We start from the raw sequence: 26,062 nt of genomic DNA, 5'->3' as shown, positions 1-26,062 counted from the left end.
CGATTGTGCGAGTTCAGGCCTTTGGCGCGCGCCGTTATGCGGCGCCGCTCAAAACGCACTTGACAATACGATTGTGATCATACCAAACTGGTCCTACCAATATATCGGTGACAATCCAGCAACAGACTAACCTCGCCATCCGCAGCCGCTTGTAGTCGAGGAGCTGGATGCGGAAGTTCTGGCGAAGAAGATTGGGCCCACCATGGAAGTGGATTATTTGACTAGCCTGCCGCGACGCATCCACCTCATTGTGGATGAGGGGGCCAAAGCAGGAGCATCCCGGCCGGCTCTTACTGACGAGCGGGGCATCGTTTGGTCCTATCGGAGACTGATCGATACGATCGAGGCCGTTGCAGGTGACTTGGCGCGTCTAGGGATCCGTCCCGGTGATCGGGTCATGGTGGTGGGCGAGAATTCAATCGGCGCCATCGTCCTGATGTATGCGGCGAGCCGGCTTGATGCATGGGCAGTGATGACGAGCGCACGGCTCGGCCCGCACGAACTGGACGCCATTGAGAGTGATTGCAAGCCCAGACGCGTATTCTATACGCATGGAATATCGGCGGAAGCAGATGCTGCGGCGTGCCGGCGCGGCGCGGAAGCCGAAGCGTTCACGGGGATTGAAGCGATCAAGGTCGGTAAGTTGGAGGCGAGCGCCGTTCCCGAGGAGGTCTATGAGGATCCCGCCCGTCAGGTTGCAGTTCTCATCTACACGACGGGGACTACCGGTCGCCCGAAGGGAGTGATGCTCAGTCATCGCAACCTCGCTTACGTGGCGGGCCGGGGCAAAAGAACCAACACGCTCTTTCCCGAGGACGTCACGCTTTGCGTTATGCCGATCTCTCATTCGTACGGGTTGACGTTGCTGCAAGGTATGTTGTTTGTCGGCGCACACCTGCGGATCATGCCGAGGTTCTCTCTCACGCAAGCAATCGACGCCGTCGTGGATGGTTCGTTGACCGCCTTCAATGCCGTTCCTGCGATGTTGTCGCGGATCATCGCTTACGTCGATCAGAACAATATCAAGCTCACGCCCAATAACCTTCGTTATGTCTATACCGGAACGGCACCGCTCGATCTGTCTCTGCGACAGAGCGTCGAGCGAGTGTTCGGCGTGGTGCTTCATAATGGTTACGGGCTGACCGAGACGTCTCCGACCATCAGTCGGACGCTGTATGCCATGGGAAGCAACGAAATCAACATCGGACCCCCAATCCCGGGAATCGAAACCAAGATCGTCGGACCTGATGGGCGGGAAGTACCCGATGGCGAAGCGGGCGAACTGCTCGTCCGCGGGCCCAATGTGATGTTGGGGTACTATGGTCAGCCGGACAAGACCGCGGAGGCGATCGATCGCGAAGGATATTTGAAAACCGGAGATATCGTCAGCCGGTCGCCGGGCGGCGAACTGGTGGTCCAAGGGCGGTCGAAGGAGCTAATTATCAGGTCCGGCTTCAACGTCTATCCGCCCGAAATCGAGGCTGTCCTCAATTCTCATCCGGCGGTTCTGAATTCCGCTGTAGTCGGGCGATCAATCGAGGGTAACGAGGAGATCATCGCTTTCGTTGAGCCGACCCCTGGAAGCACCATCGAAGTGGCCGAACTGCTCGCGCTCGTGGAGCGGCAGCTCGCACCATACAAGAAGCCGCAGCAGATCATTGTCTTGCCGCAACTTCCAGTAGCCCCGAACGGGAAGATTAGAAAGCACGACTTGAAAAAGCGCGCCGAGGAGTCGCTGTCAGCGGCTACCTCAGTTTAACGAATTATAGACCGGACGGATGGAAATGGTGACAAGTCGCGAGCAGATGTACCCCGATACAAAGTTGTTCATCGATGGATCCTGGCGCGATGGAACGAGCGGAAAGGTCGAGCCCATCCTGAATCCGGCGACGGGAAAATTGATCGGAACGGTTGCGCACGCGTCTATCCCCGATCTCGACGACGCACTTGAATCGGCCGTGCGCGGGTTCGAATTGTGGCGGAGGACGTCTTCCTTCGAGCGATACAAATTGATGCGTGGGGCTGCCGAAAAGCTCCGCGAGCGAGCCGCCTCAATCGCGCGTATCATGACGCTCGAGCAAGGCAAGCCGCTGGGCGAGGCGAAGATGGAGGTGTTGCTCGGCGCAGACATCATCGACTGGTTCGCGGAGGAGGCGCGTCGATCCTACGGTCGGACCATTCCGTCTCGTTCCGGCGCCGTACAGCAGGTCGTGATCCGCGAGCCAGTTGGGCCTGTCGCCGCCTTCACGCCGTGGAATTTTCCGATCAACCAAGCCGTCAGAAAGATATCAGCTGCAATGGCGGCCGGGTGCTCCGTGATTCTGAAGGGACCCGAAGAAACGCCGGCAAGTTGTGCAGCTCTGGTCAATGCTTATGTCGATGCCGGCTTGCCCTCCGGTGTCCTCAATCTCGTTTTCGGTGTGCCGTCCGACATATCGGAATACTTGATTGCCCACCCTGTCATTCGCAAGATTTCGTTCACGGGTTCGACGCCAGTCGGGAAGCGGCTTGCGGCTCTCGCTGGAAGTCACATGAAGCGCGTTACGATGGAGCTAGGTGGACATGCGCCTGCGCTAGTCTTCGAGGACGCAGATGTCAAACAAGCGGCAAAATTGCTGTCCGCGGCAAAGTTCAGGAATGCCGGCCAGGTTTGTGTTTCTCCGACCCGGTTCATGGTCCATGAACGGGTCTACGACGACTTCGTTGAACAATTCACCGCTGCTGCCAAAGCTCTCGTCGTCGGGGACGGCCTCGACGAAGCGACCCAAATGGGACCACTAGCTAATCTCCGTCGAGTCGAGGCGATGGACGCGCTGGTCTCGGACGCCGTTCAGCGCGGCGCGCGCATCCGGACAGGTGGAAGGCGCCTGCGCAACGATGGCTTCTTCTTTCAACCGACGGTTCTGACGGACGTACCTCTGGACTCGCGCATTATGAACGAGGAGCCATTCGGCCCTGTTGTGCCAATCGCGTCGTTCTCGACATTCGAGGATGCCATGGTCGAAGCGAATCGGCTCCCTTATGGCCTTGCTGCATATGCGTATACGAAGTCAGCGGCGACGATCGGCGCGCTCGGCTCGATCGTGGAGAGTGGAATGGTGTCGATCAACCACCAAGGCCTTGCCCTACCGGAGACTCCCTTCGGAGGAATCAAGGACTCCGGATACGGTTCGGAAGGTGGTACAGAAGCGATGGACGCGTATCTCAACACTAAGTTCCTGACCCAGATGCACGGTTAGCATGCGCTATCGGCAATGCTGATACGCCGTCGCGGAGCATGCGTCGCGCAGGTCAAACCTCGCGACGGTCCTTCGCCGCGCCAGACTCTAGGGCCCAAAGATCCAACGCCTAAAGCGAGTTAGCGAAATGTTGTTGACCATCGACCGCGTTCAGATCGCGACGCCGGATGCCAAAAGTGCCGCGGAGATGTGGCGTCGCCGATTGGGGGCGGAACAAGTCTCTGCGGATCGGGTCCGGGGATTGGGCGCCAAACGAGTGACATTGCGTGCCGGGACCGGCGAGATTGAGTTGCTGGAGCCGGAAGGCAACGGCGTTGTCGCGGACGAACTGGCAAGACGCGGGCGATCTCATCTATTCGGCGCCGGCGCGACCTCACTCGACCCGCGTGCACTGGTGCATCATGCCACGTCGGTCGGAGTTGAGCATCAGCACGAAAATGGCCAGGATTTTCTCCGGTTCGAAATCGAGGGGAAGCCGGTCCATTTCGTAATCTCTCCCCCGCGTACGGTGGAGCCGACCGGCGGGATTGATTTTCTTTATGAGGTGACTTTGCTCGCGGCCGACCAGGCAGCCGCGGTAACGCGCTTCGCCGAAGTCTTTCGTCTTGATACACGGAATTTCGTGACGATTACCTCGGAGCTCTTTGGCTATACGGGCGTCCTCACTCTCTTCGCGCCTGATCGCCTCGACCGATTTGAAGTCATCACGCCGACGGACTTCACCAAGACGCTCGGCAGGTATCACGCCCGCCAAGGCTCGTCTTTCTATATGGCGTATGCCGAAAGCCGAGAGATCGGTCGCATCGAAAGATCGGCGAAGGCGGACGACGTGGGACACACGCTGGATCCGCGCGAGGAGAAGCGGAGCGGTCGAGATCCGGAGCAACTCTGGCTTCATCCTCCGGCCCTTGGCGGAATGATGCTAGGGCTATCGCGGCCGACGCTTGGTTGGCGCTGGTCGGGTCACCCTGAGAGGGTCGTGGCGTTAGTGCAATAGAAGCTTGATGGTGGATGCGTCGGGCTTATGTCGATTGCATCAGGCCGCGACTGACCCATCGGAAAATTATCCGATGACGAGGATACGATGAGCAAAATTAGGTTCACCGAACCAAATCGAGAAATCCTCGCGCGCCGAGATTCAATCATAAACGATCTAACCCGCCTTGTTGACCCCGCTGGGCTAATAACGTCGACGGACGAGTGTCGGGCTTATGAGACAGATGCGTTGACGGCCTATCGCAAGATGCCGCTCGCCGTCGTCCTACCGAAGACGACCGAAGAGGTGAGTGCCGTTCTGAAATACTGTCACGACACCGGCGTCAAGGTCGTGCCGCGCGGCGCAGGTACGTCTCTCGCCGGCGGGGCAATTCCGAGTGAAGACGCCGTCGTTCTCGGACTTTCAAAGATGAATCGGGTGCTCGCGGTCAACTACGATGACCGCTTCATCCGCGTCGAAGCGGGAGTCACAAATTTGAGCGTAACGGCGGTGGTGGCGGAGAACGGCTTCTTCTATGCGCCAGACCCTTCCTCTCAACTTGCCTGCACGATCGGAGGCAACATTGCCAACAACTCCGGAGGCGCGCATTGCCTGAAGTATGGAGTCACGACCAATAACCTCCTCGGCGTAAGGATGGTACTGATCGATGGATCGATCATCGATCTCGGCGGTGACTATCTCGATAGCGCTGGACTCGATCTGCTGGGCCTGGTCGTCGGCTCCGAGGGGCAGCTCGGGATAGTGACCGAAGCGACCCTCCGAATTCTGAAATCGGCAGAGGGAGCGCGCCCGGTTCTGTTCGGTTTCCCGTCTTGCGAGGGAGCGGGCAAGGCGGTTGCGGACGTCATTGCCGCCGGTATCATTCCCGTAGCCATCGAATACATGGACAAGGCCGCCATCGAGATCTGCGAGGCCTTCGCCAAGGCCGGCTATCCGCTCGATGTCGAGGCCCTTCTGATTGTAGAGGTCGAAGGGTCCGACGCCGAGATGGACGCGACGCTGGCGGACATCACCGCCATCGCTCGTGCGAACGGTGCGACGACAGTGCGCGAGAGCAGGTCGGCAATTGAGACGGCGGCAATCTGGAAGGGGCGGAAGTCGGCTTTCGGTGCGACCGGGCGAGTCGCTGACTATTTGTGCATGGACGGCACGGTGCCGACCGGCAAGCTGTCGTACGTTTTGGCGGAGATCTCCAAGATCGTACAGCGACACGGATTGCGTGTCGCGAATGTTTTCCATGCCGGTGACGGCAACATGCATCCGCTCATCCTCTACAACGCGAACGATCCGTCGCAGCAGTCGAAGGCGGAAGCAGCGGGAGATGACATTCTCAGGCTCTGCGTTGAAGTTGGTGGGTGCCTGACGGGCGAGCACGGTGTCGGTATCGAGAAGCGTGATCTAATGCGCTACCAGTTTGACGATGCCGATCTGGTTCAACAGATTCGGGTGCGCGCCGCGTTCGATCCGCGATGGCTGCTCAATACGGATAAGGTGTTTCCCCTCGATTTTCGATGTCAAGGTTAGGGTGACGGGAGTGTGATGACCGATTGCTATAAGCCGCGCGACGAGTGCGGACTGTCGTCTGCCATCAAGGATGCGGCTACAGCAAAGATGCCTCTCGTCGTGCGCGGCGCCGGCTCCAAGTCGGCGATGGGCCGACCGCTGGGTGGATACGCCATGTCTCTAACGACCGAGCGCATGAGGGGAGTCTCGCTTTACGAGCCGACAGAGCTCGTGATCGGTGCTTTGCCTGGAACGCCGGTTTCCGAGATCGATCGGATGCTCGCCAAGCACAACCAGATGCTTCCGTTCGAGCCGATGGATCATCGTGTGCTGTTCGGGACGAGCGCGGAGCCGACAATCGGAGGTATTGTCGCCGGGAATGTTTCGGGTCCGCGTCGTATCGCGGTCGGAGCTTGTCGCGACAGCCTGATCGGCGTTCGCTTGGTCACGGGCCGCGGGGACGTCGTCAAATCCGGCGGGCGCGTAATGAAAAACGTCACCGGACTCGATTTAGTCAAGCTGAACTGCGGTGCGTGGGGTACGCTCGGCGTTTTGAGCGAGGTCATCTTCAAGGTGTTGCCTAAGCCGGCGCGTTCCCTATCGGTGGGATTGGGCGGCATGAACGACACGACAGCGATTGCAGCGCTCACCGCAGCGCTCGGGTCGTCTTTCGCGGTCTCGGCGGCAGCGCATATTCCGGCGAGTATTGGGTCGGACTCGACTACGATCGTTCGACTCGAGGGTTCTGACGGCTCGGTAGCATATGGTGCCCGTGAGCTTGCCAAGCTGTGGCGCTCCTTTGGTAGGGCCGAGCTGATCGAAGGTGATGAAAGCGCGAACCTGTGGTTGCGCGTGCGCGACGCGCACTGGCTGGCTCAGCCAATGGATCGTTCCATTTGGCGGTTGTCCTTGGCCCCCTCCAAAGCGCCGCATGTTCTTGCCGACATCCGGCAAAAACTCGGCGTGCGGTATTTCTTCGACTGGGGCGGCGGTCTCGTGTGGCTCGCGGTCGTGGACGCTGACGATGCAGGAGCATCGGTTGTCCGGGAAGCTATGGCCAATACCGGTGGGCACGCCACACTCGTACGGGCTTCATCGGAGATGCGCCACAGGATCGATGTGTTCGAACCGCTTCCTCCTGCGGTGCTCAAGTTGACGCAGGAAATCAAGAAATGTTTCGATCCTGACCGCGTTCTGAATTTCGGCAGGATGTACGCCGGTATCTGAGGCGAGGGCGGACTGGTATGCAAACAAACTTCTCGCTGACGGCCCTGGCCGATGCACATGTAAGCGAGTCAGAAAAAATCCTCCGTGCCTGTGTGCATTGTGGCTTTTGTACTGCGACATGCCCGACATATCTGCTTCTTGGTGACGAAGCGGACAGTCCGCGCGGGCGCATCTATCTGATCAAGGACATGTTGGAGGAGGAAAAGCCGGCGACCCCTCAGGTCGTCGAGCATATCGATCGATGTCTGACGTGTCTTTCCTGCATGACGACCTGTCCGTCCGGCGTGCACTACATGCACCTGGTCGATCACGCGCGAGCCCATATCGCCCGAACCTACACGCGTCCTCTGCCTGATAGGTTGCTTCGAGGCATGTTGGCGAAGGTGCTGCCGTTTCCGGGCCGACTTAGGTTGGCTTTACGCGTGGCTACCGTGAGCAGGCCGATCAGAAAGTGGCTCGCCAATCTTCCCGGCGGCGCGCAACTCGCTGCGATGATTGAACTTTCGTCGTCATTCAAGCGAAGAAGGCCGACCCGAAGGTTACCGGGCGCGACCGTCGACAGGCCGCGCGGTCGGGTTGCGCTTCTGAGCGGATGTGCCCAGCAGGTCCTCGGCCAGAACATCAACGAGGCTGCAATCCGGTTGTTGACGCGTCACGGTATCGAAGTAGTTCAACCGATCGACGAAGGGTGCTGCGGAGCTCTCGTGCAGCACTTGGGATACGAAAGTCGGGCGCTGGATGCGGCTCGACACAACGTGGATGTATGGACGCGTGAAATCGAGAACGGCGGCCTCGATGCCATCGTGGTTACGACGTCCGGTTGCGGAACGGTCATTAAAGATTATGGCTTCCTACTTCGCAACGATAACGCCTACGCTCAGAAAGCCGCACGGATCTCGGCTCTAGCGCGGGACATCACAGAATTCTTGCATGAATTACCGCTTCAAGACGGTGTTCGGACTACCGGCCAGGTCGTGGCTTACCATTCGGCATGCTCGATGCAGCATGGACAGCAGGTTAGAGATCAGCCGAAGTCACTTTTGAGGCGAATGGGGTTTGTAGTGAGAGAAGTACCGGAAGGCCACATATGTTGCGGCTCCGCCGGAACATACAACGTACTGCAGCCTGAGATCGCCAATCGACTGCGCGCACGAAAGGTCACCAACATTGAGAAGGTCAAACCGCAAATCATTGCGAGTGGAAATCTCGGCTGCATAACGCAGATTGGTGCTGGAACACGCATTCCAGTCGTCCACACGGTGGAGTTGGTCGATTGGGCGATGGGCGGCCCGTTGCCTGACGTCCTAGAGGGGTGCTTGGGCTAGGTGCGGACAAGCGCCCGCTCTGACATCCTAGTTTGGATTGCCATTTCCGTCCATCGCGGCTTCGATTGCCTTCTTGGCTGCTGTCTCATCATACAGATGGCAGGCGATCTGCCGATTTCCGTGCAACCGCAGCGGCGGAATTTCGCGGCTGCAGACCGGCATGGCGGACGGACAGCGAGGGTGAAATGGACAGCCGGGCGGGGGGGTGGCGACGCTCGGCACCTCGCCCTGAAGGAGCACGTGATCGCGGGCGCGCTCGATTTGCGGGTCCGGCACCGCTACCGCATCGAGAAGAATGCGCGTGTAGGGATGGAGCGGTTCGCCGTAGAGGTCGTCGCGCGTCGCGATCTCGACGATGCGTCCGAGATACATCACTGCGACCCGATCGCTCATGTGTCGGACGACGCCGAGGTCGTGCGAGATGAACAGATAGGACAAGCCGAACTGCTCCTTGAGGTCGGAAAACAAGTTCAGAACCTGGGCCTGCACTGAGACGTCGAGAGCTGAGACCGGCTCATCACAGATGAGCAGTTTCGGACGCAGCGACAGGGCGCGCGCGATGGCGACCCGCTGACGCTGGCCGCCGCTGAGTTGGTGCGGATAGCGGTCGAGGAAGCGAGTACCCATTCCGACCGTATCTAGGAGTTCGGCAGCCTTCGCGCGGCGCTCGTGGCCCGATCTGCCGACGCCCTGAATCGCCATCGGTTCGGCGATCAGGTCGGCGATTGTCATGCGGGGATTTAGCGACCCGAACGGATCCTGGTAGATGACCTGCATCTCACGCCTTAGCGGTCGCATCTGGCGATGACTGAAGCTCGTGATATCGCGTCCGTCGAACACGACCCGGCCGCCGCTCGGCGGCGTCAGTTGTAGTATGGCCATGGCCGTGGTGGATTTGCCGCAACCGCTTTCGCCGACGAGCGAGAGAGTTTCGCCGCGCTGGAGTGTGAGGGATATGCCCTTGACAGCTCGAACGGAGGGGGCGCCCGTTACGCCGAAAGAGGTTGTGCTTGCATAGTCGACGCACAGGTCCGAGACCTCGAGAATATTCGTTGCTACGTCGTTCATAGCGGATTCCAGCACGCGAACAGATGGCCGTTCCGTGTGCGTTCGTCGCCGCTAAGCGGAGGGCGTTCGTCGCACCGTTCGGTCCGACGTGGGCAGCGCGGTGCGAAGGCGCAGCCCCCGGTTCCGTCGGAGGGGGCGGGTGGCTGCCCAGCGATCGACTCGAGCCGATGAGCGATCGGACCGACGATCTTGGGCACGGAGGCGAGGAGGGCATGCGTATAAGGATGGCGCCCATCGCGATAGAGCTCGTCGGCCGCCGCTGTCTCGACGATGCGGCCGGCATACATCACGTTGACCCAATCGGCGTAGCGCGCCACGACGCCGAGATCGTGCGTGATGAGAAGCAGCGCCCCGCCCAATCCGCGGGTAAGGTCAGTGAGAAGCGTCAAAATCTGCGCCTGCACGGTGACGTCGAGTGCTGTCGTCGGCTCGTCCGCGATGATGAGTCTTGGCTCGCAGGAGATCGCGATAGCAACCATGACACGCTGGCGCATACCCCCACTGAGCTGGTGAGGATAGGCCTCGGCTTTGGTCTCTGCATCCGGGATGCGGACCTTCTTGAGAAGGTAGATCGCCTGCGCTTTGGCGGCGCTCCAGGACATCCGGCGATGACGCACCAGCGGCTCGGCGATCTGGCGCCAGATGCGCAGGCTTGGGTTCAGCGCTGTCATCGGCTCCTGGAAAACGATGCCGACCTCGTTGCCTCGGATGTCCCTGATCTGTTTCGGTGACTGCGTCTGCATATCACGGCCGGAGAGGCGTATTTCGCCGGCCGTGATCTTGATCGGTGGCATTGGCAGTAGATGGGTGAGCGACATCGCGGTGATGCTCTTGCCCGCGCCGCTTTCGCCTACGAGCGCCACGACCTGGCCTGAATAGGCCCGGAACGAAACGTCTGCGACAGCACTCAGCTCCGTCTTGCCCGACCAGATGCCCACGCAGAGCCCGCGTACATCCAGTATCGGGGGCCCCGACATTTCCAAAGTTCCGTGCATCGATCAGAAGCCCATCGACTTCTTTAGATCCTGATCGATCCAAGCGCGCGCCCAGACCGGCGCATCACGCCGAGCGGAGACCGAAATCTCACCATAGTAATTCTTGACCCACGGCCACCATACCGTGAACGAGCGCGGCCTGGGCAGAAACAGGAATGGCGCTCGCGCGGTCATCTCATTGGTGAGCGCGGCGACGCCCTTCTTGACTTTGTCCGGGTCCCTCTCCTGCTGGATGGTGTCGAGTGCCGCATCGACCTTCGGGTCGTTGACGCGGGCCGAATTCCAGACGGAAGAGGACCGGTACAGTTTCTCGATTGAGGCCGTCGGATTGCTCATGCCTGCGAAATGCCAATAGCCGGGGCCGTGCTTGCCGGTGGTCATCAGACTGAGAAACGCTCCATACTCCTTTGGCTCGATGGTCATCTTTACGCCGATTGCCGACAGATATCCGGCTACAATCTGCGCTTTCTTTAGCTGCTCAGGGAAGCTCGGAACCTGTGCCTTGAACTCGAAACCATTCGCAAGACCCGCTTCGGCGAGGAGCTTCTTGGCCTTGGCCGGATCGTATTGGAGAACCTCCCGGGCCTCGTTCGGCATCTTTTCGGGCGGCGTGAAATAGCCTTCCCAAGTTTCGTCCATCGGCAGGTGCGGAAAGTCGGCGTGGCCGCCATAGATCTGCTTCGAGATGGCGGCCCGGTCGACCGCGAGATTCAAGGCGAGACGCACCTTCTGGTTGTCGAAGGGTGGTGCATCGACCCGCATTGCCAGTGCCTCACCCGCATAGTCGGGGTGTTCGATGACTTTGATTTTATCTTGGATCGGCGCCAGTGACTTGAGTTCGTCCCAGTTGATATTCGCCATGACATCGATCTTGCCGGTGCGGAAGGCGGCTAGGCGTGTCTGTGAATCCCCGATCGTCCGCATCACAAGGTTATCGACGAATGGGATCTTGTAAGGTTTGCCGTCGATCGTCTCGCGGTCCCAGTACTCCTTGTTAGCCTGATAATCCCCGAAGGCCCCGGCCTCATACCGCGTCAACCGGAAGGGACCCGTGCCGCAGGCATTCTGCCAGTTGCCAGCACCGCCGTTAGGGGCCTCCGTGATCTCTTTGGGATAGATGCCGGCGTAATAGCCGTAGCCGAGGCGGTACTTCCACTCCGAGTTGTACTCCTTCAGGAAGAAGGTCACCTGGTGCGGTCCCGTCTCCTCGGCCCTGTCGATGAAGGAAAAATAGACTTTGTTCGCCTTCGGACTAGCGACGAGACGGTTATACGCGAACACGACGTCTTTGGCGGTAAAGTCGCGCGCTTCCATGATGCCTTTGCAGGCCTGCCATTTCACGTTCTTGCGCAGGTTGATAACGATCGAGAGCGGTTTGTCGACGACCTCCCAGCTCTCTGCGAGTTCGCCGCGCAGCACGTCGTCGCTGAGCCAGGCCTCGCTGAAAAAGTTGTTCTTCCCGCCGCCACGTACGCCTTTGCTTAGATCGCCCACCATCAACTGCTCCATGTAGGGCCCAGCATCGATAGAGACCTTCCAGTTCCAGTCGGCGGGATCCCACGACAACGCCGCAATCCCCGGGGAGTAAGGAACGATGGTCAGCGTGCCACCGTATTTGGGTTCCTGGGCGCTCACGGCTTGGGTCGCAATCACAGCCCCGAGCGCGATAACCGCCATTGTTCCGAGATGTCGGCCTACCATTCCTTGCTCCTCCTTAGTGTTATGGTTTTTCGCTCAATTGCGCACTATTCCGCGTGGATCGAGAAGATCGCGGAGAGAGTCTCCGAAGATGTTCACGCAAAAAACGATCAGAGTTATCGCGAGGCCAGGGGCCGCGACCATCCAGACGTTCTCGAACATGTAAGGGCGGGCATCGCTCAGCATACGGCCCCACGCGGGTGCGGGCGGTGGCACACCAAGACCAAGGAAGCTGAGACTCGATTCGGCCAGGATCACGCCGCCGAGGCGCGTGGTGTAAAGCACGATGAGGGGCGCGGCGATCGTCGGCAGGATGTGCCGGAGAATAATGTGCCAGTTACCGGCGCCGAAGGAATGGCCCGCCTGCACGTACAGCTGCTCGCGCGCCGACAGGACCGCGCCGCGTACGATGCGCGAACCGGCAACGCCGTAGAGGATGCCGAGGAGGGCGATGATCTGCACGATCCCGGGGCCGAGAACCGCGACGCCCGCGATCAGCACGATTAGGTCGGGAAAGCTCTGCCAAGTATCGACGAACCGCTGAACCAGGGCATCGAGACGTCCGCCGAAATACCCGGACAGAACCCCGAGCGTGACCGATAGGGCGAGCGATAGCAGCGCGGCGGTGATACAGACGATAACGGAAGTACGGGCTCCATAGATGATCCGGCTGAGGATGTCGCGTCCGAGTTCGTCTGTGCCGAGGTGGTGCGACCAGGACGGCCCTTGCATCAGCGATGTAAGGTCGATCGCGTCGAAGTCGTACGGTGCGATCCAAGGTGCCAAGAGTGCGCAGACCACGATCGCGGCGAGAAGGCCGGCGCAAACCGTTCCGAGGATATCCTGCTTAAAAAGGCGACTGAAGAAAGTCCTGACGGGTGCTGCCCAAGCGCCTCGCCCGGGACCTGTTTCGATCTTCAGAGGTGACTCGATAGTCATGCGTTCAGCCCTGACGAATCTTGGGATCTAGGAGGGCGTAGCTGATGTCGACGAGCAGGTTGATCGTCATTACGCCGACGCCCACGAGGAGAAAGATGCCCGTAATGACCGGATAGTCCCGCTGCGACACCGCCATCAGGAGTAGTTGGCCCATACCGGAGATCACGAAGATCTGCTCAATCACGACCGCGCCACCGATCATCAGTGGCAACTGCAACCCGACGATGGTTATGACCGGCAGAAGCGCGTTTTTGAGGACATGGCGCAGGACGACCGTCCGCTCGTCGAGACCCTTGCTCCAAGCTGTACGGACATAATCCTGGCGCATGACTTCGAGGACCATGGTGCGGGTCATCCGCATCGTCACTCCCGACAAGGCGATGCCGAGGACGATGGCGGGCGGCACCATCTGGCGGAGACTAAGGAGGGGATCGTCGGTCAGCCGAACATATTGCACGGTCGGAGCGATCCCCCAAAGCATCGCCGGCACGACCACCACTAATGTCCCGAGCCAAAAAGGCGGGACGGACAGGGCCGTGATGGCAAAGACACGGCCGAGATAATCGACCGGCTTGTTTTGCCGGATCGCCGAGATGATCCCGACGGGCAGCGCGATCAAGAGCGCGAATATCATGGCCAGCACGCCTAGATACAGAGTAATCGGCATGCGCTCGGCGACGAGGCGGGTGACGCTATCTCCCGTCCAAAGCGAGCGACCGAAATCCCCGTGGAACACAATCGAGCTGATCCAGTGCCAATATTGTACAAGGACCGGCTGATCGAGCCCGAGTGCCTTGATAAGATCTTCGCGGGTCTGGACGCTGGCCGAGATGTCGTTCTGCGACATCATCATGTCGATCGTGTTTCCCGGTATCAGGCGAATGGCCGAGAACACAATAACGCTCGCTAACAGGAACGTCGGCACAAGGGCGACAAGGCGACGAATTAGATATCTCAGCATGACGCGGTCCATTGGAGGGCGCGCTCACCATGCAGATTGGCTTGGTCCGACAGCACCACGCTCTTGTCCCTCTCTATGTGAAAAAGGCCGCTGAACGCCCGCTCATCAAAAAATGAGGTGAGTTCTCTATTTGCAGATCAGTTGCAATCTGGCACATCCAATCTGGTAATACCATTCAAGCGTGCTCTTGGCGGCGGTGTCAAGGCGAATGTTGTCGCGGTGGCGTAGCTCCGGGGCGCCTATCTAATCCGAGAACCATTGACTGAGCGAATTGGATATGCCAATCTGGTCCAACCAGATCGCGATGTCTACCAAAACGCATGCGCACCTGGATGGTTGATTTACGTCGAAAATCTCGAAGGAGAAGCGCTGTGGCGAAGGAAAAGAGTGGCTACTACGGCCAGCGAAGGAAGTTCTGGTCGTGGGGATATGAAGGTGAAGATAATTCCAAGGACGAAATTCGAACCATGCGAGACCGCGTGGAGCAGCGGCTTGGAATTAAAGACATCGAAATTCTGTCAGATCCGACTCTGGACGAGATTGAACTTTATGCGTCGCGCATAAAGATCCCGCGAACGCTGGAGGATTTCTGTACCTCGGAAAAATGGGACAGAATTGTTCATACGTACGGTAAGGGTTTCAAGGACATGACCCTTATCTACCGGCGCGATTTCAAGAAGGCTCCGGACGTCGTGGCCTATCCGCGCGACGAAGAAGACATCGCTGCCATCTTCGACTGGTGCGGGGAAAATGGTTATGCATGCATCCCGTATGGCGGCGGATCGAGCGTCACCGGCGGCTTCTGGGGTCCCGAGCGCGACGCCTTTCCCGGGGTCGTCGTAATCGACTTGGGCAACCTCAACAAGATTCTCGAAGTCGACCCCGTGTCGCGCTGCGCGCGGATCCAGGCGGGTATTCTCGGTCCGGCTCTGGAAGAACAACTGAAGCCGCATGGCCTCACCCTGCGCCATATTCCGCAATCGTGGGAATTCTCATCGCTGGGCGGTTGGATCGCAACCCGCTCTTCCGGTCACTATGCGACCCATCTCACGCATATTGACGACATGGTGGAAAGCCTGCGCGTGGTCACCCCGGCGGGAACGATCCAGAACCGCCGCCTGCCAGGCTCGGGTGCGGGACCCAATCCGGATCGGCTGTTCATCGGGTCTGAGGGCTCGCTGGGCATCATCACCGATGCATGGATGCGTCTACAGGGGCGTGTGAAATTCCGTGCGAATGCGTCGATCTCCTTCAAGACGTTCTATCAGGGTGCCAAGGCCGTCCGTCAGATCACCCAAGCAGGACTGTTCCCGGCGAACTGTCGCTATCTGGACGAGCAGGACGCCAAATTCTACGGCGCTGGAGACGGCACCGATTCGGTCCTGTTGCTGGGCTTCGAATCCGCCGACCATCCGGTGGACGCGTGGCTGGAGCGTAGTCTCGAAATCTGCAAGGACTTCGGTGGCGTCGTGAAGCAACAGGCGGGAACTGCGGACAACGCGCTGGAGACCAGCCGTAGCGGGCCGCAGGGTAACTGGCGGCACCAGTTCAGATATCTGCCCCGGTTGATGCATACGCGCGCAGCGATGGGAATCGTCAGCTTCACGTTCGAAACTGCCTACACTTGGGATCGGTTCGAAGAAGTCGATACCGAGATCATGCGTCGCATCCGGAAGGCCCAGAAGGAAAATCTTGGCGGCGGCATCGTCTGCCGCAGGTTCTCCTTCCTGTATCCGGACGGCCCGGCTCCTTACTATTCGATCATGGCTCCTTCGACGCACGCCAACAGCCTTGAAGCCTATAAGATGCTCCACGACGTTGCGTCGGACGCGCTAATCGAACTCGGCGCAACCATCACGCACCACCATGCTGTCGGAAAATCGTTCCGTCCTTGGTACGACAAGGAAGTCGATCCGTTGTTCCGCCGTGTGCTGGCAGCCGCCAAGACCGAACTGGACCCGAAGTGGATGTTGAACCCTGGGCTGATCGTTGACAAGCCAGCAGGGCTCAAGATCGTCGGATAGGAGTCTTCTGCGATGATTGATCTATACTTCTGGCCAACCCCGAACGGGTATAAAGCAGCTATAATGCTGGCAGAGTTGGACTTGGAGTATCGTGTAGTTCCGATTGATATAACGGCAGGTGAGCAGTTTCATCCGGAATTTCTGAAGATCAATCCAAACAACAAAGTGCCGGCCATCGTGGATCACGATGGCCCGCACAACAAGCCATATGCAGTTTTTGAATCCGCGGTCGTTCTTATCTATCTCGCGGAAAAGTCCGGTAGATTTCTCTCTCAGGATCCTGAAAAGCGCTACGATACGCTAAAGTGGCTTGTATTTCAGAATACGACGATGGGTCCAATGCTGGGCCAAGCGCACCACTTCATGGTGTATGCGACTGAGAAGATCGATTACGCGATCGAACGTTATGATCGGGAAGTTGGTCGAATATACAACGTTCTCGAGAAGCGCCTTGGCGAATCTGAATATCTCGCCGGCGAGTATTCCATCGCTGACATCAGCACATTCCCTTGGGTTCGCACGCGAAAGCTGCATCGACGTGACTTGTCGGAGTACCCGAACATTGATCGATGGTACCAGGCGATCAAAGACCGTCCGGGGGTTAGGGCGGGCATAAATACGTTGTCCGACAGCAAACAATGGGAAGCGAAGCCGGGCACCGAGGCCTGGAAGAATATGTTCGGAAAGAACTGAAGTTCGCAACAATCCAAAAGCGAGCGTCGACTCGAATGACTAACTGGGTAAAAGCCGCTTTTACGAAAGATGTGTCGGATGACAGCATTCAGCAGCTCAATATCAACGGATGCAAAGTTGCGCTCTACCGCTGCGGCGAAGAGTATTTTGCCACGTCTGACGTTTGTACTCATGCCTATGCACTTCTGTCCGACGGTTGGCTCGATGGTTACGAGATCGAGTGCCCGCTTCATGGCGCCCGCTTCGATGTTCGAACGGGCGCGGCGTTGACCTCACCAGCAGAAACGGCCCTGGCAACCTATCCTGTTCGTGTCGTCGGTGATGCTGTGGAAATCGATGTCACCTCGGCACCGTCTAATCCCGACGCGTCAACCTAACTTAACGGCAAGGGGGGCGACGATGTCGCCATTTAGTGTGACGCCCCCATCTCGTCCGAAATAGCCGCTCCGCTTTGCTACAAGAAAAATAGAGGAGGTCGAATTGACCAGCTTCAGGTCGGAAGTACCCAGCCCTGTGAGGCCGAGCGATGGTGGTGTCAGAGGTGGGCCAATCACACCCGAAATGGTTTCGAAGCTGCTGGACGATCGACCCGATGACGGAATATTTCGGGTAGATCGGACGGTGTTCACCGATCGGGATATTTTTGAGCGCGAACTTACTCACGTTTTCGAAGGGACTTGGGTTTTCGTCGGGCTGGAAAGTCAGTTACGCAAGCCGAATGACTTCGTGACGACGTACATCGGGCGCCACCCCGTCCTGATTACAAAGGACGGGACTGGAGAAATTCGATGCTTCTTTAACACCTGTCGCCACCGCGGGGCAATCGTTTGCCCCTTTAAGAAGGGCAATCAGAAATTCCATGTTTGTCGCTATCATGGGTGGTCGTACGATAGTGCCGGCAAGAATGTTTCGATGACCGATGAGAAGGATGGCCAGTATCCGCCGTCCTTTCTTGCGGATGATCATGGCCTCAAGCCTGTTCCCAAGATTGCAAGCTATCGAGGGCTTCTGTTTGCAAGCGTGTCGCCCGACGTGCCGACGCTAGAGGAGCATCTTGGTGACGCGCGCGCGTTTATCGATCTCGTTGTCGATCAGGGCGTCGAAGGGCTGGAGTTCGTTGACGGAAACGTAAGCTACACGTTCGACGCCAATTGGAAGCTTCAGTTCGAGAACGGGCTTGACTATTACCACTTCGCTTCAACGCACAGTTCGTATATCGACGTTCTCAAGAAGCGTGAAGTGCGGAGAGGACCGCTAGAAGTAAAGCCGTGGAATCCGACAGAGACCGACCCCGACGCGCAAGGAAGCTTCAGCCTGGCGAGGGGGCACGCGATGATGTGGTCCATTCACGCGTCAAGGGTTTATAAGCTCCGCCCTCTCAATCAGGATGGCAAACTTCTGTCGACGGTTCAGGGGCAGACTCGGGAAGACAAGCTCAGGTGGATGTTTCGTCAGCGCAATCTCACGATTTATCCTAACCTGCAGATCGTTGATATCGGCACGCTGCAGTTGCGGACGTGGCGGCCATTGGCTCCGGACAAGACGGAGATTACGTCTCACTGTCTTGCCCCAATTGGTGAAAGTGACGAGGCGCGCCGCGTTCGCATCCGTCTGTACGAGGATTTCTTCAATCCGAGCGGTCTTGCGACGTCCGACGACAACGTCATGTACGAGCTTTGCCAGACCGGCTACGGAGCTCGTTTCGCTGGTCCTACGCAGGGGTATGCGCGAGGCTTGAGGCCGAAGTCCGGCGAGGCACTCAACTACTCTTCCGAATTGCAGGTTTCACCTGATCGGTGGACCTATGGAGCGCCCCTGTTCGGCGATGAGACATGCTTTCATTCCGGTTACCGGGAATGGCTGCGCCTTATGACTCGTGATCCTTCGGAAGGCTAGGTTAGCGACATGTCAGAGGATGATTACCTGAAGATTGCTACTCGCGTTCTCTTCACGGAGGCAAGACTTCTGGATCAGAAGAAATTCCGCGATTGGGTCAAGCTCTACGCTGACGATGCGATTTTCTGGGTGCCGGCCTGGAAGGACGAGTACGAGACGACGTCCAATCCGAACCGCGAGCTTTCAATGATATATCATGAGAACTCATATGGGCTGAGTGACCGAATTGACAGGATACAGTCGCGAAAGTCCATCACGGCGATGCCGCTTCCGCGCACGGTTCATTCCTATACGAACATCATGGTCGATGCGGCCTCGACGGATTCGATCGAGGGAAATGCCTGCTTCACGGTTCATACGTACGATCCGCGCGCTTGTAAAAGCCATACCAACTTCGGACGCCTTGAATTTCGGCTGCGCCGTCTTGGAGAGGCTTGGCTGATCGGATTCAAAAAGATTTCCCTTACGAACGATCAAATGGCCACTGCGCTCGATTTCTACAGCGTCTAGCAAGTGCGTCGCAGATGAATATCAGCAGAATCTGCCAACTAGCCTTCGGCTGAAGGTATTGAATGTGAGAGTGCTCGGCGCCTGTCAACGGCGGATAAGGAGGACGGGCGCGCCGAATGTGCCCTTCCCCTACAGGGAGCGCTAAAATGCGTTTTGTGATTGTCGGAGCAGGCCTCGCGGGGCACACAGCCGCCGTGCATCTTCGCGAGTTGGCGCCACAAGCCAAGATCGATATTCTCGGAGACGAACTCGGCCTGCCGTATGATCGCCCGCCGCTGTCCAAAGAAGTCCTTGGCGAGGGCGCACCGCGCTATCTGGCAAACGCGGAGACCTATCATGAGAACGGTATTTCGTATCATCCCGGACAAACCGCGACGCAGATCGATCGAAACCGCTCCGAAATTCTAACCGCTTGCGGAAATGCTTATGCTTACGATCGGCTACTCCTCGCGACCGGATCGCGGGCGAGAAAATTGCCGGATAGCGTCGGGCAAAGCTCGAAAATTCTCTATCTGCGAACGCTTGAAGACGCGGTTCGCTTGAAATCCGTGCTTCGGGAATCGCGTCGAATTGCTGTGATCGGCGGCGGGTTCATTGGGTTAGAGGTTGCTGCCGCCGCTCGGGCGATGGCCTGCGAGGTTTTTCTGTTTGAGATGACGGATCGGATACTATCTCGCGGCATGCCTGCTATCCTGAGCCGTTGGGCTGAGAAATTGCATCGCCTGAACGGAGTCCAGTTCGAATTTGGCTCAAAGATCGATTCAATTCATCATCAGGATGATGGTTCGTTGCGATTGCGCTGGAATGCATTCGCAGATGTCGACGCAGTCGTTGTCGGGATCGGGGTTCAACCCAACACCCAACTTGCATCGGACGCGGGGCTGGACGTCGATGATGGTATTGTCGTGGATGATCGCTGCCAGACATCTGATCCGGCGATCTTCGCTGCGGGAGAGGTGACGTCACACCCCGTCTTAGGCGGCGCGTTTCGTCAGCGACTTGAGTCCTGGAAGGTGGCCTCGGGCCAATCGCTGGTCGCGGCGAAATCCATGGCAGGGATTGACTCGCATTATGCGGAGCCGCCGTGGCTATGGTCGGACCAGTTTGGACACAACATTCAGTCGTTAGGAGTGCTGCAAAATGCTGACCGCAGTGTCGTGCTGGACGATCCTGAAACGAACAATTGGACGGCAATCTTCCTCGATAGTCACGATAAAATTGCCGGCGCAATCGCGGTGAACAACGGCCGTGATATTTCGATGCTAAAGCGTGCCATGCTTCATGACGGAATCATTCCAGAGAAATTGCTCAATAGGGCGGCCAGATAACGCTCCCGTTAGCGGCGACTCCACCTTCCGTGCCGAGTGGGTGGGAAGTTCTTACGCGATACGTCGATATTGGTTGTGAAAAATTCTGCGATGCCTTTTGTTGCCGAGAGTTTTCCGATGCTTCCTGACGTTCGCTAAGGCTCTCCGTTCTGCGCTTCTGCTTCCGTTGACGTGGAAGGCGGCGCGCCTCAGGGTAGCTCTTCGATTGTAGGGGAGGAGTAACCTTGATACGGCGTGGTCCGGAGCTCGAACGCAGTGTCCAAATTGAACGCGAGGCGACGGCAGATAAGTCGATGCCCTGTCATCAAGGTCGACGCCTTCCGTTTGCGCAGCGGTTGACCTGCACCGTCGCGGAGGCTTGTGAAGTGACCGGTCTCGGGCGGACCAAGATTTATGAATTAATCGGCGATGGTCGAGTTACCACGACGACCGTCGGTCGTCGTCGGCTAGTCATTGTGCAATCACTGCTGGCTCTGGTTGGCGTCAATACGACACCAGCCGACCGCGGATAGGTTCGCGGCTCCTGATGACAGTCACCCGAACAGGTGCGGAAGCTGACGACAGCAGGCCTATCGAATCGATTGTGAATTAGCTCTTGATCGATTGTATATCAGCCCGGAAAAGCAGTGAGTGCGCTCCGGGCTTGGGGCCGCGGAAGCCAAGCCTGCAAAGTTATGCGTTAGATGGCAAAAGCTTCTTACTGTCATCCGCGCCGACCGCATTTTCACCGGGCCGCGGGACCAGCGGTACAACTGCTGCCCGAGCGAGATCTTCCAAGGCTGTCGAAATATATTTCGCGTAGTGCCGCTCGATCATTTTCACGGAAGTGTTGTGCAGCTTAGCAACGTGCTGAATAGGCAGTCGGTTTCGCAAGCCGCGGACGATGCTGGAATGTCGTAAGGCATAAGGAATGGCTTCCGGCAACCCTGCGCGCTCGCGGATAGCATGCCACGGACGAGTAAGTTCTGCCGTCTTCCACGGACCCCGTTCTGACTTTCTCCAAACGATGCTACCTGCTTCCTGCTCATGGCTCCATCGCTCGAACAACGGCGCGTCCCTCGGACGATCTAAGATTCCCGGTAAGAGGACTTCGATGATATCTTCGCCCACCGGAACCGGGACGGAGCCACCGTTTCCGCCACGCCCCTTGTAGGAACCCGGTACCATCAAGCGTTGCTCTTTCAGTTGTGCATCACTGACGCGCATCCGCCTTGCCTGCGCAAATCGCGCGCCAGTTGCTGCAAGGCAGACGACAAGGCGATATAGGTCGCCTTCAAATCCCTGCTCGTCGTCGATCTCGCATGCGGCTCGAAGCAAGGTGCTGATCTGCGCGTCCGTGAGGACTTGATTGTCTCGGGCGACAGATATCTCGTCATCGTCATCAATGCGCTCAGCCTTGAACCCGTCTTTTACGATAGATGGGAATGTTGGATTCAGCTTCTTTTGTTCCGCCGTCAAGCGTGGCCATGCTGCATTCAGCGCTGCCTTCAGGTCGTTTATGAGCCGCTGCTTCGTCGTGGCCTTCAATTCTACAGGAAGGTCCTCTCGCCACGTGAAGAGGTGATCTTCCTGTAGCGCGTGCAAATGGACTACGGCGAGAGAGGCAGCCTCAACGGCTTCCTGGCTACCGCGCTCTTCTTGACCAAGAACGTAGCGCCGCAAGCGGTGACCAGCATCGGATCGGACCTCGCGGCCAGCCCTCCGGCTATCACGGGCATTACGCTCCCTGATGTATGTCTCTACAGCCGTCCGCACGGTGGGTGCTGGTCCGGCTGCTTGCGCCGCCGCTTCTATTCTGGACCGGGTGACGTGTTCCCGCGCTTGTGTCACCGCCTGCTCGAAAGTCAGCGTTCCTTCGGCAGGTTTGTCGTTGACGTCGTTAGCGACGCCGACCGGCGCCTGCTTGTAGTTGGCTCCGGCATGGTGATTACGCCAACGCACGAACCACACGCCGCTCCGCTTGTTCTTGCGATAGCCAAGGTGCGCCTCGGCGTCGAGGCGGCGCCAATGCACGCCAAACTCCAACCGGGCGCGCGCCTTGGCGGTCGTGATCTGAGCTTCCGTCAGTGTTTTCGTCACAGCACCCGACCCCAAAGTCGTCGAATATCAGTCGAATAAGCATCGGCGTACAAAGCCGAACAGTGACGGACGGCTTTCAGATAAGCTATTGATAAGATTAGATTGTGGCGAACAAATGTGAACCGGCCGAGAAAAAACTTCCAGCCCTCTCAAGGCTGAAACAGGGGTTCGATTCCCCTAGGGAGCGCCAAATCCACGATATTCCATGGCATCATTCGATGCTGCTCCGGTTTCTGGAGCAGCATGTTGCTAGATAATTGACTGCTGGCCGACGGCTGCATCCTGCCGCTTCGCACCTTGTCGGCTGCTTTGCGCCGTTGCCGGTCCCGGGCGACGGCGCTTTGAGCATCGGCGCGCCCTTCTGCCGCGCAAGCCTGCCCGCGAATCAAGCGGCAGGCGTCCTTCATTTCCGCTATGATCAAACCATGACGATCGGGATTGCCGGACCCGAACGGAAGGCACCACGGCGAAGCGCCGTGGTCGGGGCCATCATTGCGGCCGTCTTCGTCGGGATTTGCCTGATCCTGCTCTGGCTCGTGAGCGACTTCCTGGTTGACTGGCTGTGGTTTACCGCGATCGGTTTTCCGCAGGTTTTTTGGACGACAATCGGCGCCAAAGCCGTCATCTTTTTTGCAGTCTGGACCGGAACTGCGGTCATCCTTTGGTTGAACGGATGGCTCGCGGTGCGCTTTGCCCGAAGGCAGCCGCCGCAAACTGTCGCGGACTTCGTGTCGAATCTTGCAGGCAATGTGCCGCCACCCGACCTGTTCGCGGTCGTGCGCGATCGGCTGCCGTGGCCCGGCGTCATCGCGGGCGGCGCAGGTTTGCTCGCTCTGCTGGTTGCCGCCGCAGAGGTCGGCAATTGGGGCGTCATCCTGCAGTTCTTCTATCACGTTGCCTACGGCGCAGACGATCCGCTCTTCAACAAGGACATCAGTTTCTATCTCTTCGTGCTGCCAGCCTATATCCTCGTCAAGAACTGGATGCTGCTCACGCTGGTTCTGAGTGCGCTGTTCGCCGCAGCGATCTACTGGATACACGGCGACATCGAATATGACATTCATCGTCGATCGATCTCACCGACAGCAATCGCTCATGGCTCGGCTTTGCTTGCTCTCTTTTTCGTCGTGAAGGCCTGGTCGTACGTGCTCGACCGTTATCTGCTGCTCTATGGCGACAACGGCGTCGTCGTCGGCGCCAGCTACACCGATGTGTATGTGGGGCTACCGGGCCTTTGGCTGATGATCGGGCTGTCGATCATTGCGGCGTTTGCTGCGTTGGCAAACCTGCGGCTGAGGACCTACCGGCTACCTGCCGCCGCGGTCATGCTGGTCGTGATCGGCTCTTTCGTCCTGTCCGGCATAGTTCCGGTGCTGTTCCGGCAGTTCTTCGTCAAACCAAGCGAGTTGGAGCTGGAGAAACCCTACATTGAGCGCAACATTGCGCTCACCCGGCAGGCATACGATCTCGATCGGATCACAGCCGAGCCGTTTGCCGCCGAACAAACGCTCACCTCGAAGACGCTCGACGCCAACAAGGCGACCATCGAGAATATCAGGCTGTGGGACTGGCTGCCCTTGTCGGACACCTACGCGCAACTGCAAGAGATCCGCACATACTACAAATTCCATCATCTTGACGTTGATCGCTACTGGCTTGATGGCTCCTATCAAAGCGTAATGATCTCGGCCCGCGAACTGCGGCCCTCCTTGCTGCCGCCGAATGCTCAGACATGGGTAAACCGCCACGTGCTGTTTACCCACGGCATCGGCGCGGTGATGAGCCCGGTCACTCGCAAGACCACCGAGGGGCTGCCATTCCTGTATTTGCGCGACATACCTCCTGTAGCGGACGGAGGCCCTCAGATCCGCGAACCGCGCATCTACTACGGCGAGGAACCCGACAGCTACGTCATCGTCAAAGGGAGCACACCCGAGTTCGACTATCCGAAGGGAAAGGACAATGTTTACGCGGCCTATGACGGTACCGGTGGCATTCCCATAGGAGCGATGGCGTGGAGAGGCCTGCTTGCCTATTACTTCAACGACCCGAACCTGGTGCTCTCAAGCTACATCACCGCCGACAGCCGGATCATGATCCGCCGCAACATCCAGCAACGGGCACGAACGATCGCTCCCTTCCTCAGGCTCGATCACGATCCTTATCTGGTCATCAGCGACGGGCGGATGTTCTGGATACAGGATGCCTATACGGTGAGTTCCTATTTCCCCTATGCGGAGCCTGCGCAAGGGCTGGGCCTCAACTACATCCGCAACTCAGTGAAGGTCATTGTCGACGCCTATAACGGGACCGTCGACTTCTATCTGATGGACACCGGCGACCCGGTCGCGGCAACCTTCCAGCGCATCTTTCCGAGCTTGTTCAAGCCGTTCGCGGCTATGCCGGCGGACCTGCAGAGGCACATTCGCTATCCGGAGGACCTGTTCCTGATTCAGGCGCGGCTCTATCAGACATATCACATGGAGGCGGCCGACGTTTTCTATAACCGCGAGGATCTCTGGCAGTTTCCGCGCCAGCCGGGCGGCGGCGGCGTTGCAATGATGGCGCCCTATTACATCATCATGCGGCTGCCCGGCGAGCCGCAGGCCGAGTTCTTTCTCATGCTTCCGATGGTGCCTAGCCGCCGCGACAACATGATCGCGTGGCTTGCCGCGCGCTGCGACGCGCCCGACTACGGCAAGCTGATCGTCTACGAATTTCCCAAGGAGAAGCTCGTCTACGGGCCGTTCCAGATCGAAGCGCGGATCAATCAGAGTACCGAGATTTCGCAACAAATCACGCTGTGGAATCAGATGGGCTCGCGGGTGATACGCGGTGCGAACTTGCTTGTGATCCCGATCGAGAACTCGATCCTTTATGTAACGCCGCTCTATCTGCGGGCGGAGCACGGACATCTGCCGGAACTGAAACGCGTGATCGCAGCCTACGGCGAACATGTGGTGATGAAGGAGACGCTCGCCGAGGCCTTGTCAGCGCTGTTCATTCAACCCGATGCAGCGCCGGCAATCCCAAGCATGCCGGGGGGGAGGCCCCGCACAGGTCAGGCACGGGAGGCGCTCGATCGCTACAATCAAGCCGTGGAGCGATTGAAGTCCGGAGATTGGAAGGGCTTCGGTACGCAGTTCGATGCAATGCGCGAGCTTTTGGAGGAAATGAACCGAGACTCCGCCGGCCATTAGGGTCCCGATCCGCAGTCCGGTGCCGCCTCCTTTCTCCACCTAACGCGAACATCCTTCCCCAGCCGCCCGCCCAATCGCATCGATCTGCAGCGGGAGGAGAAAATCTGTGCGCTGCCTCGGAAGAATAAGAACGGCGCTGTTGCCAGCGCCGTTCTGGTGCACCAAACGCGTGGATCGGGCCCACTTCGACTGGCGCTGGCGGGAGCGACCCGCTCGGGCTCTGCTGGCGTGGGCAGCCTCGCGCGATCCGCCAACGAGGCTACGCCCGCACCCACCTGGGACAAAATTAATTTTGGGCCAGTGCTTATTACCGATCGCAACATGGATGGCCGCATTGGCAATTTCGCCCAGGGCCGAGACGAGCAGGATCGCATCGATCT

At 58.4% G+C, this 26,062-nt stretch carries 20 protein-coding genes and 1 tRNA gene; 15 read left to right on the top strand and 6 right to left on the bottom strand.

Annotated features, from left to right (window positions below; all coding sequences use genetic code 11):
- The first annotated feature begins 202 nt into the window (after positions 1–202).
- The 6 genes from ACT4OC_RS04085 (at position 203) to glcF (ending at position 8,291) form a co-directional block, all read left to right on the top strand.
- Complete coding sequence (locus ACT4OC_RS04085) at positions 203–1,759, top strand: class I adenylate-forming enzyme family protein (protein ID WP_211377806.1); 1,557 nt, start codon at positions 203–205, stop codon at positions 1,757–1,759.
- A 25-nt stretch (positions 1,760–1,784) separates the two neighbouring features.
- Entirely contained in the window at positions 1,785–3,239 is a 1,455-nt protein-coding gene (locus tag ACT4OC_RS04080) for an NAD-dependent succinate-semialdehyde dehydrogenase (RefSeq protein WP_006018752.1), read from the top strand.
- A gap of 127 nt (positions 3,240–3,366) precedes the next feature.
- On the top strand, positions 3,367–4,236 hold the full coding sequence (locus ACT4OC_RS04075) for a hypothetical protein (RefSeq protein WP_006018753.1): 870 nt from the start codon (positions 3,367–3,369) through the stop codon (positions 4,234–4,236).
- A gap of 87 nt (positions 4,237–4,323) precedes the next feature.
- Positions 4,324–5,760, top strand: a complete 1,437-nt coding sequence (locus tag ACT4OC_RS04070; protein ID WP_211377807.1) for an FAD-linked oxidase C-terminal domain-containing protein — start codon at positions 4,324–4,326, stop codon at positions 5,758–5,760.
- Positions 5,761–5,775: 15 nt separating this feature from the next.
- Positions 5,776–6,966, top strand: a complete 1,191-nt coding sequence (glcE, locus tag ACT4OC_RS04065) for a glycolate oxidase subunit GlcE (protein ID WP_056299309.1) — start codon at positions 5,776–5,778, stop codon at positions 6,964–6,966.
- A gap of 17 nt (positions 6,967–6,983) precedes the next feature.
- A complete protein-coding gene (gene glcF, locus ACT4OC_RS04060) occupies positions 6,984–8,291 on the top strand; it encodes a glycolate oxidase subunit GlcF (protein WP_061979548.1) in 1,308 nt (435 codons plus the stop codon).
- Between the two features lie 27 nt (positions 8,292–8,318).
- On the opposite strand, the gene ACT4OC_RS04055 is transcribed toward glcF, so the two are convergent.
- Genes ACT4OC_RS04055 through ACT4OC_RS04035 form a run of 5 tightly spaced genes read right to left on the bottom strand, consistent with a single transcriptional unit; the run spans position 8,319 to position 13,964 of the window.
- The gene (locus tag ACT4OC_RS04055) at positions 8,319–9,359 is read right to left on the bottom strand and encodes an ABC transporter ATP-binding protein (protein WP_211377808.1); all 1,041 of its coding nucleotides are present in this window, start codon (positions 9,357–9,359) and stop codon (positions 8,319–8,321) included.
- Positions 9,356–10,297 (bottom strand): ABC transporter ATP-binding protein, encoded by a 942-nt coding sequence (locus ACT4OC_RS04050; protein ID WP_311970907.1) that lies wholly within the window; start codon positions 10,295–10,297, stop codon positions 9,356–9,358. The genes ACT4OC_RS04055 and ACT4OC_RS04050 overlap by 4 nt, the downstream gene beginning before the upstream one ends.
- A gap of 60 nt (positions 10,298–10,357) precedes the next feature.
- Positions 10,358–12,055, bottom strand: coding sequence for an ABC transporter substrate-binding protein (locus ACT4OC_RS04045; protein ID WP_444837709.1), 1,698 nt, complete (start codon positions 12,053–12,055; stop codon positions 10,358–10,360).
- A 33-nt stretch (positions 12,056–12,088) separates the two neighbouring features.
- Complete coding sequence (locus ACT4OC_RS04040; protein ID WP_006018760.1) at positions 12,089–12,991, bottom strand: ABC transporter permease; 903 nt, start codon at positions 12,989–12,991, stop codon at positions 12,089–12,091.
- Between the two features lie 4 nt (positions 12,992–12,995).
- On the bottom strand, positions 12,996–13,964 hold the full coding sequence (locus ACT4OC_RS04035) for an ABC transporter permease (RefSeq protein ID WP_321175269.1): 969 nt from the start codon (positions 13,962–13,964) through the stop codon (positions 12,996–12,998).
- Between the two features lie 359 nt (positions 13,965–14,323).
- On the opposite strand from ACT4OC_RS04035, the gene ACT4OC_RS04030 reads away from it, so the two are divergent.
- The 7 genes from ACT4OC_RS04030 to ACT4OC_RS04000 all read left to right on the top strand — a co-directional run bounded on the left by ACT4OC_RS04030 (position 14,324) and on the right by ACT4OC_RS04000 (position 20,915).
- The gene (locus ACT4OC_RS04030) at positions 14,324–15,976 is read left to right on the top strand and encodes an FAD-binding oxidoreductase (protein WP_013500414.1); all 1,653 of its coding nucleotides are present in this window, start codon (positions 14,324–14,326) and stop codon (positions 15,974–15,976) included.
- A gap of 12 nt (positions 15,977–15,988) precedes the next feature.
- A complete protein-coding gene (locus ACT4OC_RS04025; RefSeq protein ID WP_211377811.1) occupies positions 15,989–16,669 on the top strand; it encodes a glutathione S-transferase N-terminal domain-containing protein in 681 nt (226 codons plus the stop codon).
- A 35-nt stretch (positions 16,670–16,704) separates the two neighbouring features.
- The gene (locus ACT4OC_RS04020) at positions 16,705–17,046 is read left to right on the top strand and encodes a non-heme iron oxygenase ferredoxin subunit (protein ID WP_211377812.1); all 342 of its coding nucleotides are present in this window, start codon (positions 16,705–16,707) and stop codon (positions 17,044–17,046) included.
- Between the two features lie 184 nt (positions 17,047–17,230).
- Positions 17,231–18,565: an aromatic ring-hydroxylating oxygenase subunit alpha gene (locus ACT4OC_RS04015; RefSeq protein WP_249130839.1), complete on the top strand. Its 1,335-nt coding sequence runs from the start codon at positions 17,231–17,233 to the stop codon at positions 18,563–18,565.
- Between the two features lie 9 nt (positions 18,566–18,574).
- Positions 18,575–19,075 carry an aromatic-ring-hydroxylating dioxygenase subunit beta gene (locus tag ACT4OC_RS04010; RefSeq protein ID WP_006018766.1) on the top strand — a complete coding sequence of 167 codons (501 nt, stop codon included), beginning with the start codon at positions 18,575–18,577 and terminating at the stop codon, positions 19,073–19,075.
- Between the two features lie 146 nt (positions 19,076–19,221).
- Complete coding sequence (locus tag ACT4OC_RS04005; RefSeq protein ID WP_211377814.1) at positions 19,222–20,403, top strand: NAD(P)/FAD-dependent oxidoreductase; 1,182 nt, start codon at positions 19,222–19,224, stop codon at positions 20,401–20,403.
- A 293-nt stretch (positions 20,404–20,696) separates the two neighbouring features.
- Positions 20,697–20,915 (top strand): excisionase family DNA-binding protein, encoded by a 219-nt coding sequence (locus tag ACT4OC_RS04000; protein ID WP_082773477.1) that lies wholly within the window; start codon positions 20,697–20,699, stop codon positions 20,913–20,915.
- A 160-nt stretch (positions 20,916–21,075) separates the two neighbouring features.
- On the opposite strand, the gene ACT4OC_RS03995 is transcribed toward ACT4OC_RS04000, so the two are convergent.
- The gene (locus tag ACT4OC_RS03995; protein ID WP_061979539.1) at positions 21,076–22,482 is read right to left on the bottom strand and encodes a tyrosine-type recombinase/integrase; all 1,407 of its coding nucleotides are present in this window, start codon (positions 22,480–22,482) and stop codon (positions 21,076–21,078) included.
- A 114-nt stretch (positions 22,483–22,596) separates the two neighbouring features.
- On the opposite strand from ACT4OC_RS03995, the gene ACT4OC_RS03990 reads away from it, so the two are divergent.
- Positions 22,597–22,672: transfer RNA gene (locus tag ACT4OC_RS03990), tRNA-Glu, on the top strand.
- Between the two features lie 235 nt (positions 22,673–22,907).
- Positions 22,908–25,682, top strand: a complete 2,775-nt coding sequence (locus ACT4OC_RS03985) for a UPF0182 family membrane protein (protein WP_444837785.1) — start codon at positions 22,908–22,910, stop codon at positions 25,680–25,682.
- Positions 25,683–26,062 lie beyond the last annotated feature (380 nt).

It is taken from the genome of Bradyrhizobium sp. (assembly GCF_052389815.1).
Lineage (GTDB): Bacteria > Pseudomonadota > Alphaproteobacteria > Rhizobiales > Xanthobacteraceae > Bradyrhizobium.
Note: the sequence above shows the minus strand (reverse complement) of the source record. Positions and strands in the feature narration are given on the sequence as shown.

Coding starts and splice junctions, on each gene's coding strand:
- ACT4OC_RS04085 (WP_211377806.1), top strand. CDS start 203: ATGGAAGTGGATTATTTGACTAGCCTGCCGCGACGCATCCACCTCATT.
- ACT4OC_RS04080 (WP_006018752.1), top strand. CDS start 1,785: ATGGTGACAAGTCGCGAGCAGATGTACCCCGATACAAAGTTGTTCATC.
- ACT4OC_RS04075 (WP_006018753.1), top strand. CDS start 3,367: ATGTTGTTGACCATCGACCGCGTTCAGATCGCGACGCCGGATGCCAAA.
- ACT4OC_RS04070 (WP_211377807.1), top strand. CDS start 4,324: ATGAGCAAAATTAGGTTCACCGAACCAAATCGAGAAATCCTCGCGCGC.
- glcE (WP_056299309.1), top strand. CDS start 5,776: ATGACCGATTGCTATAAGCCGCGCGACGAGTGCGGACTGTCGTCTGCC.
- glcF (WP_061979548.1), top strand. CDS start 6,984: ATGCAAACAAACTTCTCGCTGACGGCCCTGGCCGATGCACATGTAAGC.
- ACT4OC_RS04055 (WP_211377808.1), bottom strand. CDS start 9,359: ATGAACGACGTAGCAACGAATATTCTCGAGGTCTCGGACCTGTGCGTC.
- ACT4OC_RS04045 (WP_444837709.1), bottom strand. CDS start 12,055: ATGGTAGGCCGACATCTCGGAACAATGGCGGTTATCGCGCTCGGGGCT.
- ACT4OC_RS04040 (WP_006018760.1), bottom strand. CDS start 12,991: ATGACTATCGAGTCACCTCTGAAGATCGAAACAGGTCCCGGGCGAGGC.
- ACT4OC_RS04035 (WP_321175269.1), bottom strand. CDS start 13,964: ATGGACCGCGTCATGCTGAGATATCTAATTCGTCGCCTTGTCGCCCTT.
- ACT4OC_RS04025 (WP_211377811.1), top strand. CDS start 15,989: ATGATTGATCTATACTTCTGGCCAACCCCGAACGGGTATAAAGCAGCT.
- ACT4OC_RS04020 (WP_211377812.1), top strand. CDS start 16,705: ATGACTAACTGGGTAAAAGCCGCTTTTACGAAAGATGTGTCGGATGAC.
- ACT4OC_RS04015 (WP_249130839.1), top strand. CDS start 17,231: ATGGTTTCGAAGCTGCTGGACGATCGACCCGATGACGGAATATTTCGG.
- ACT4OC_RS04010 (WP_006018766.1), top strand. CDS start 18,575: ATGTCAGAGGATGATTACCTGAAGATTGCTACTCGCGTTCTCTTCACG.
- ACT4OC_RS04005 (WP_211377814.1), top strand. CDS start 19,222: ATGCGTTTTGTGATTGTCGGAGCAGGCCTCGCGGGGCACACAGCCGCC.
- ACT4OC_RS04000 (WP_082773477.1), top strand. CDS start 20,697: ATGCCCTGTCATCAAGGTCGACGCCTTCCGTTTGCGCAGCGGTTGACC.
- ACT4OC_RS03985 (WP_444837785.1), top strand. CDS start 22,908: ATGACGATCGGGATTGCCGGACCCGAACGGAAGGCACCACGGCGAAGC.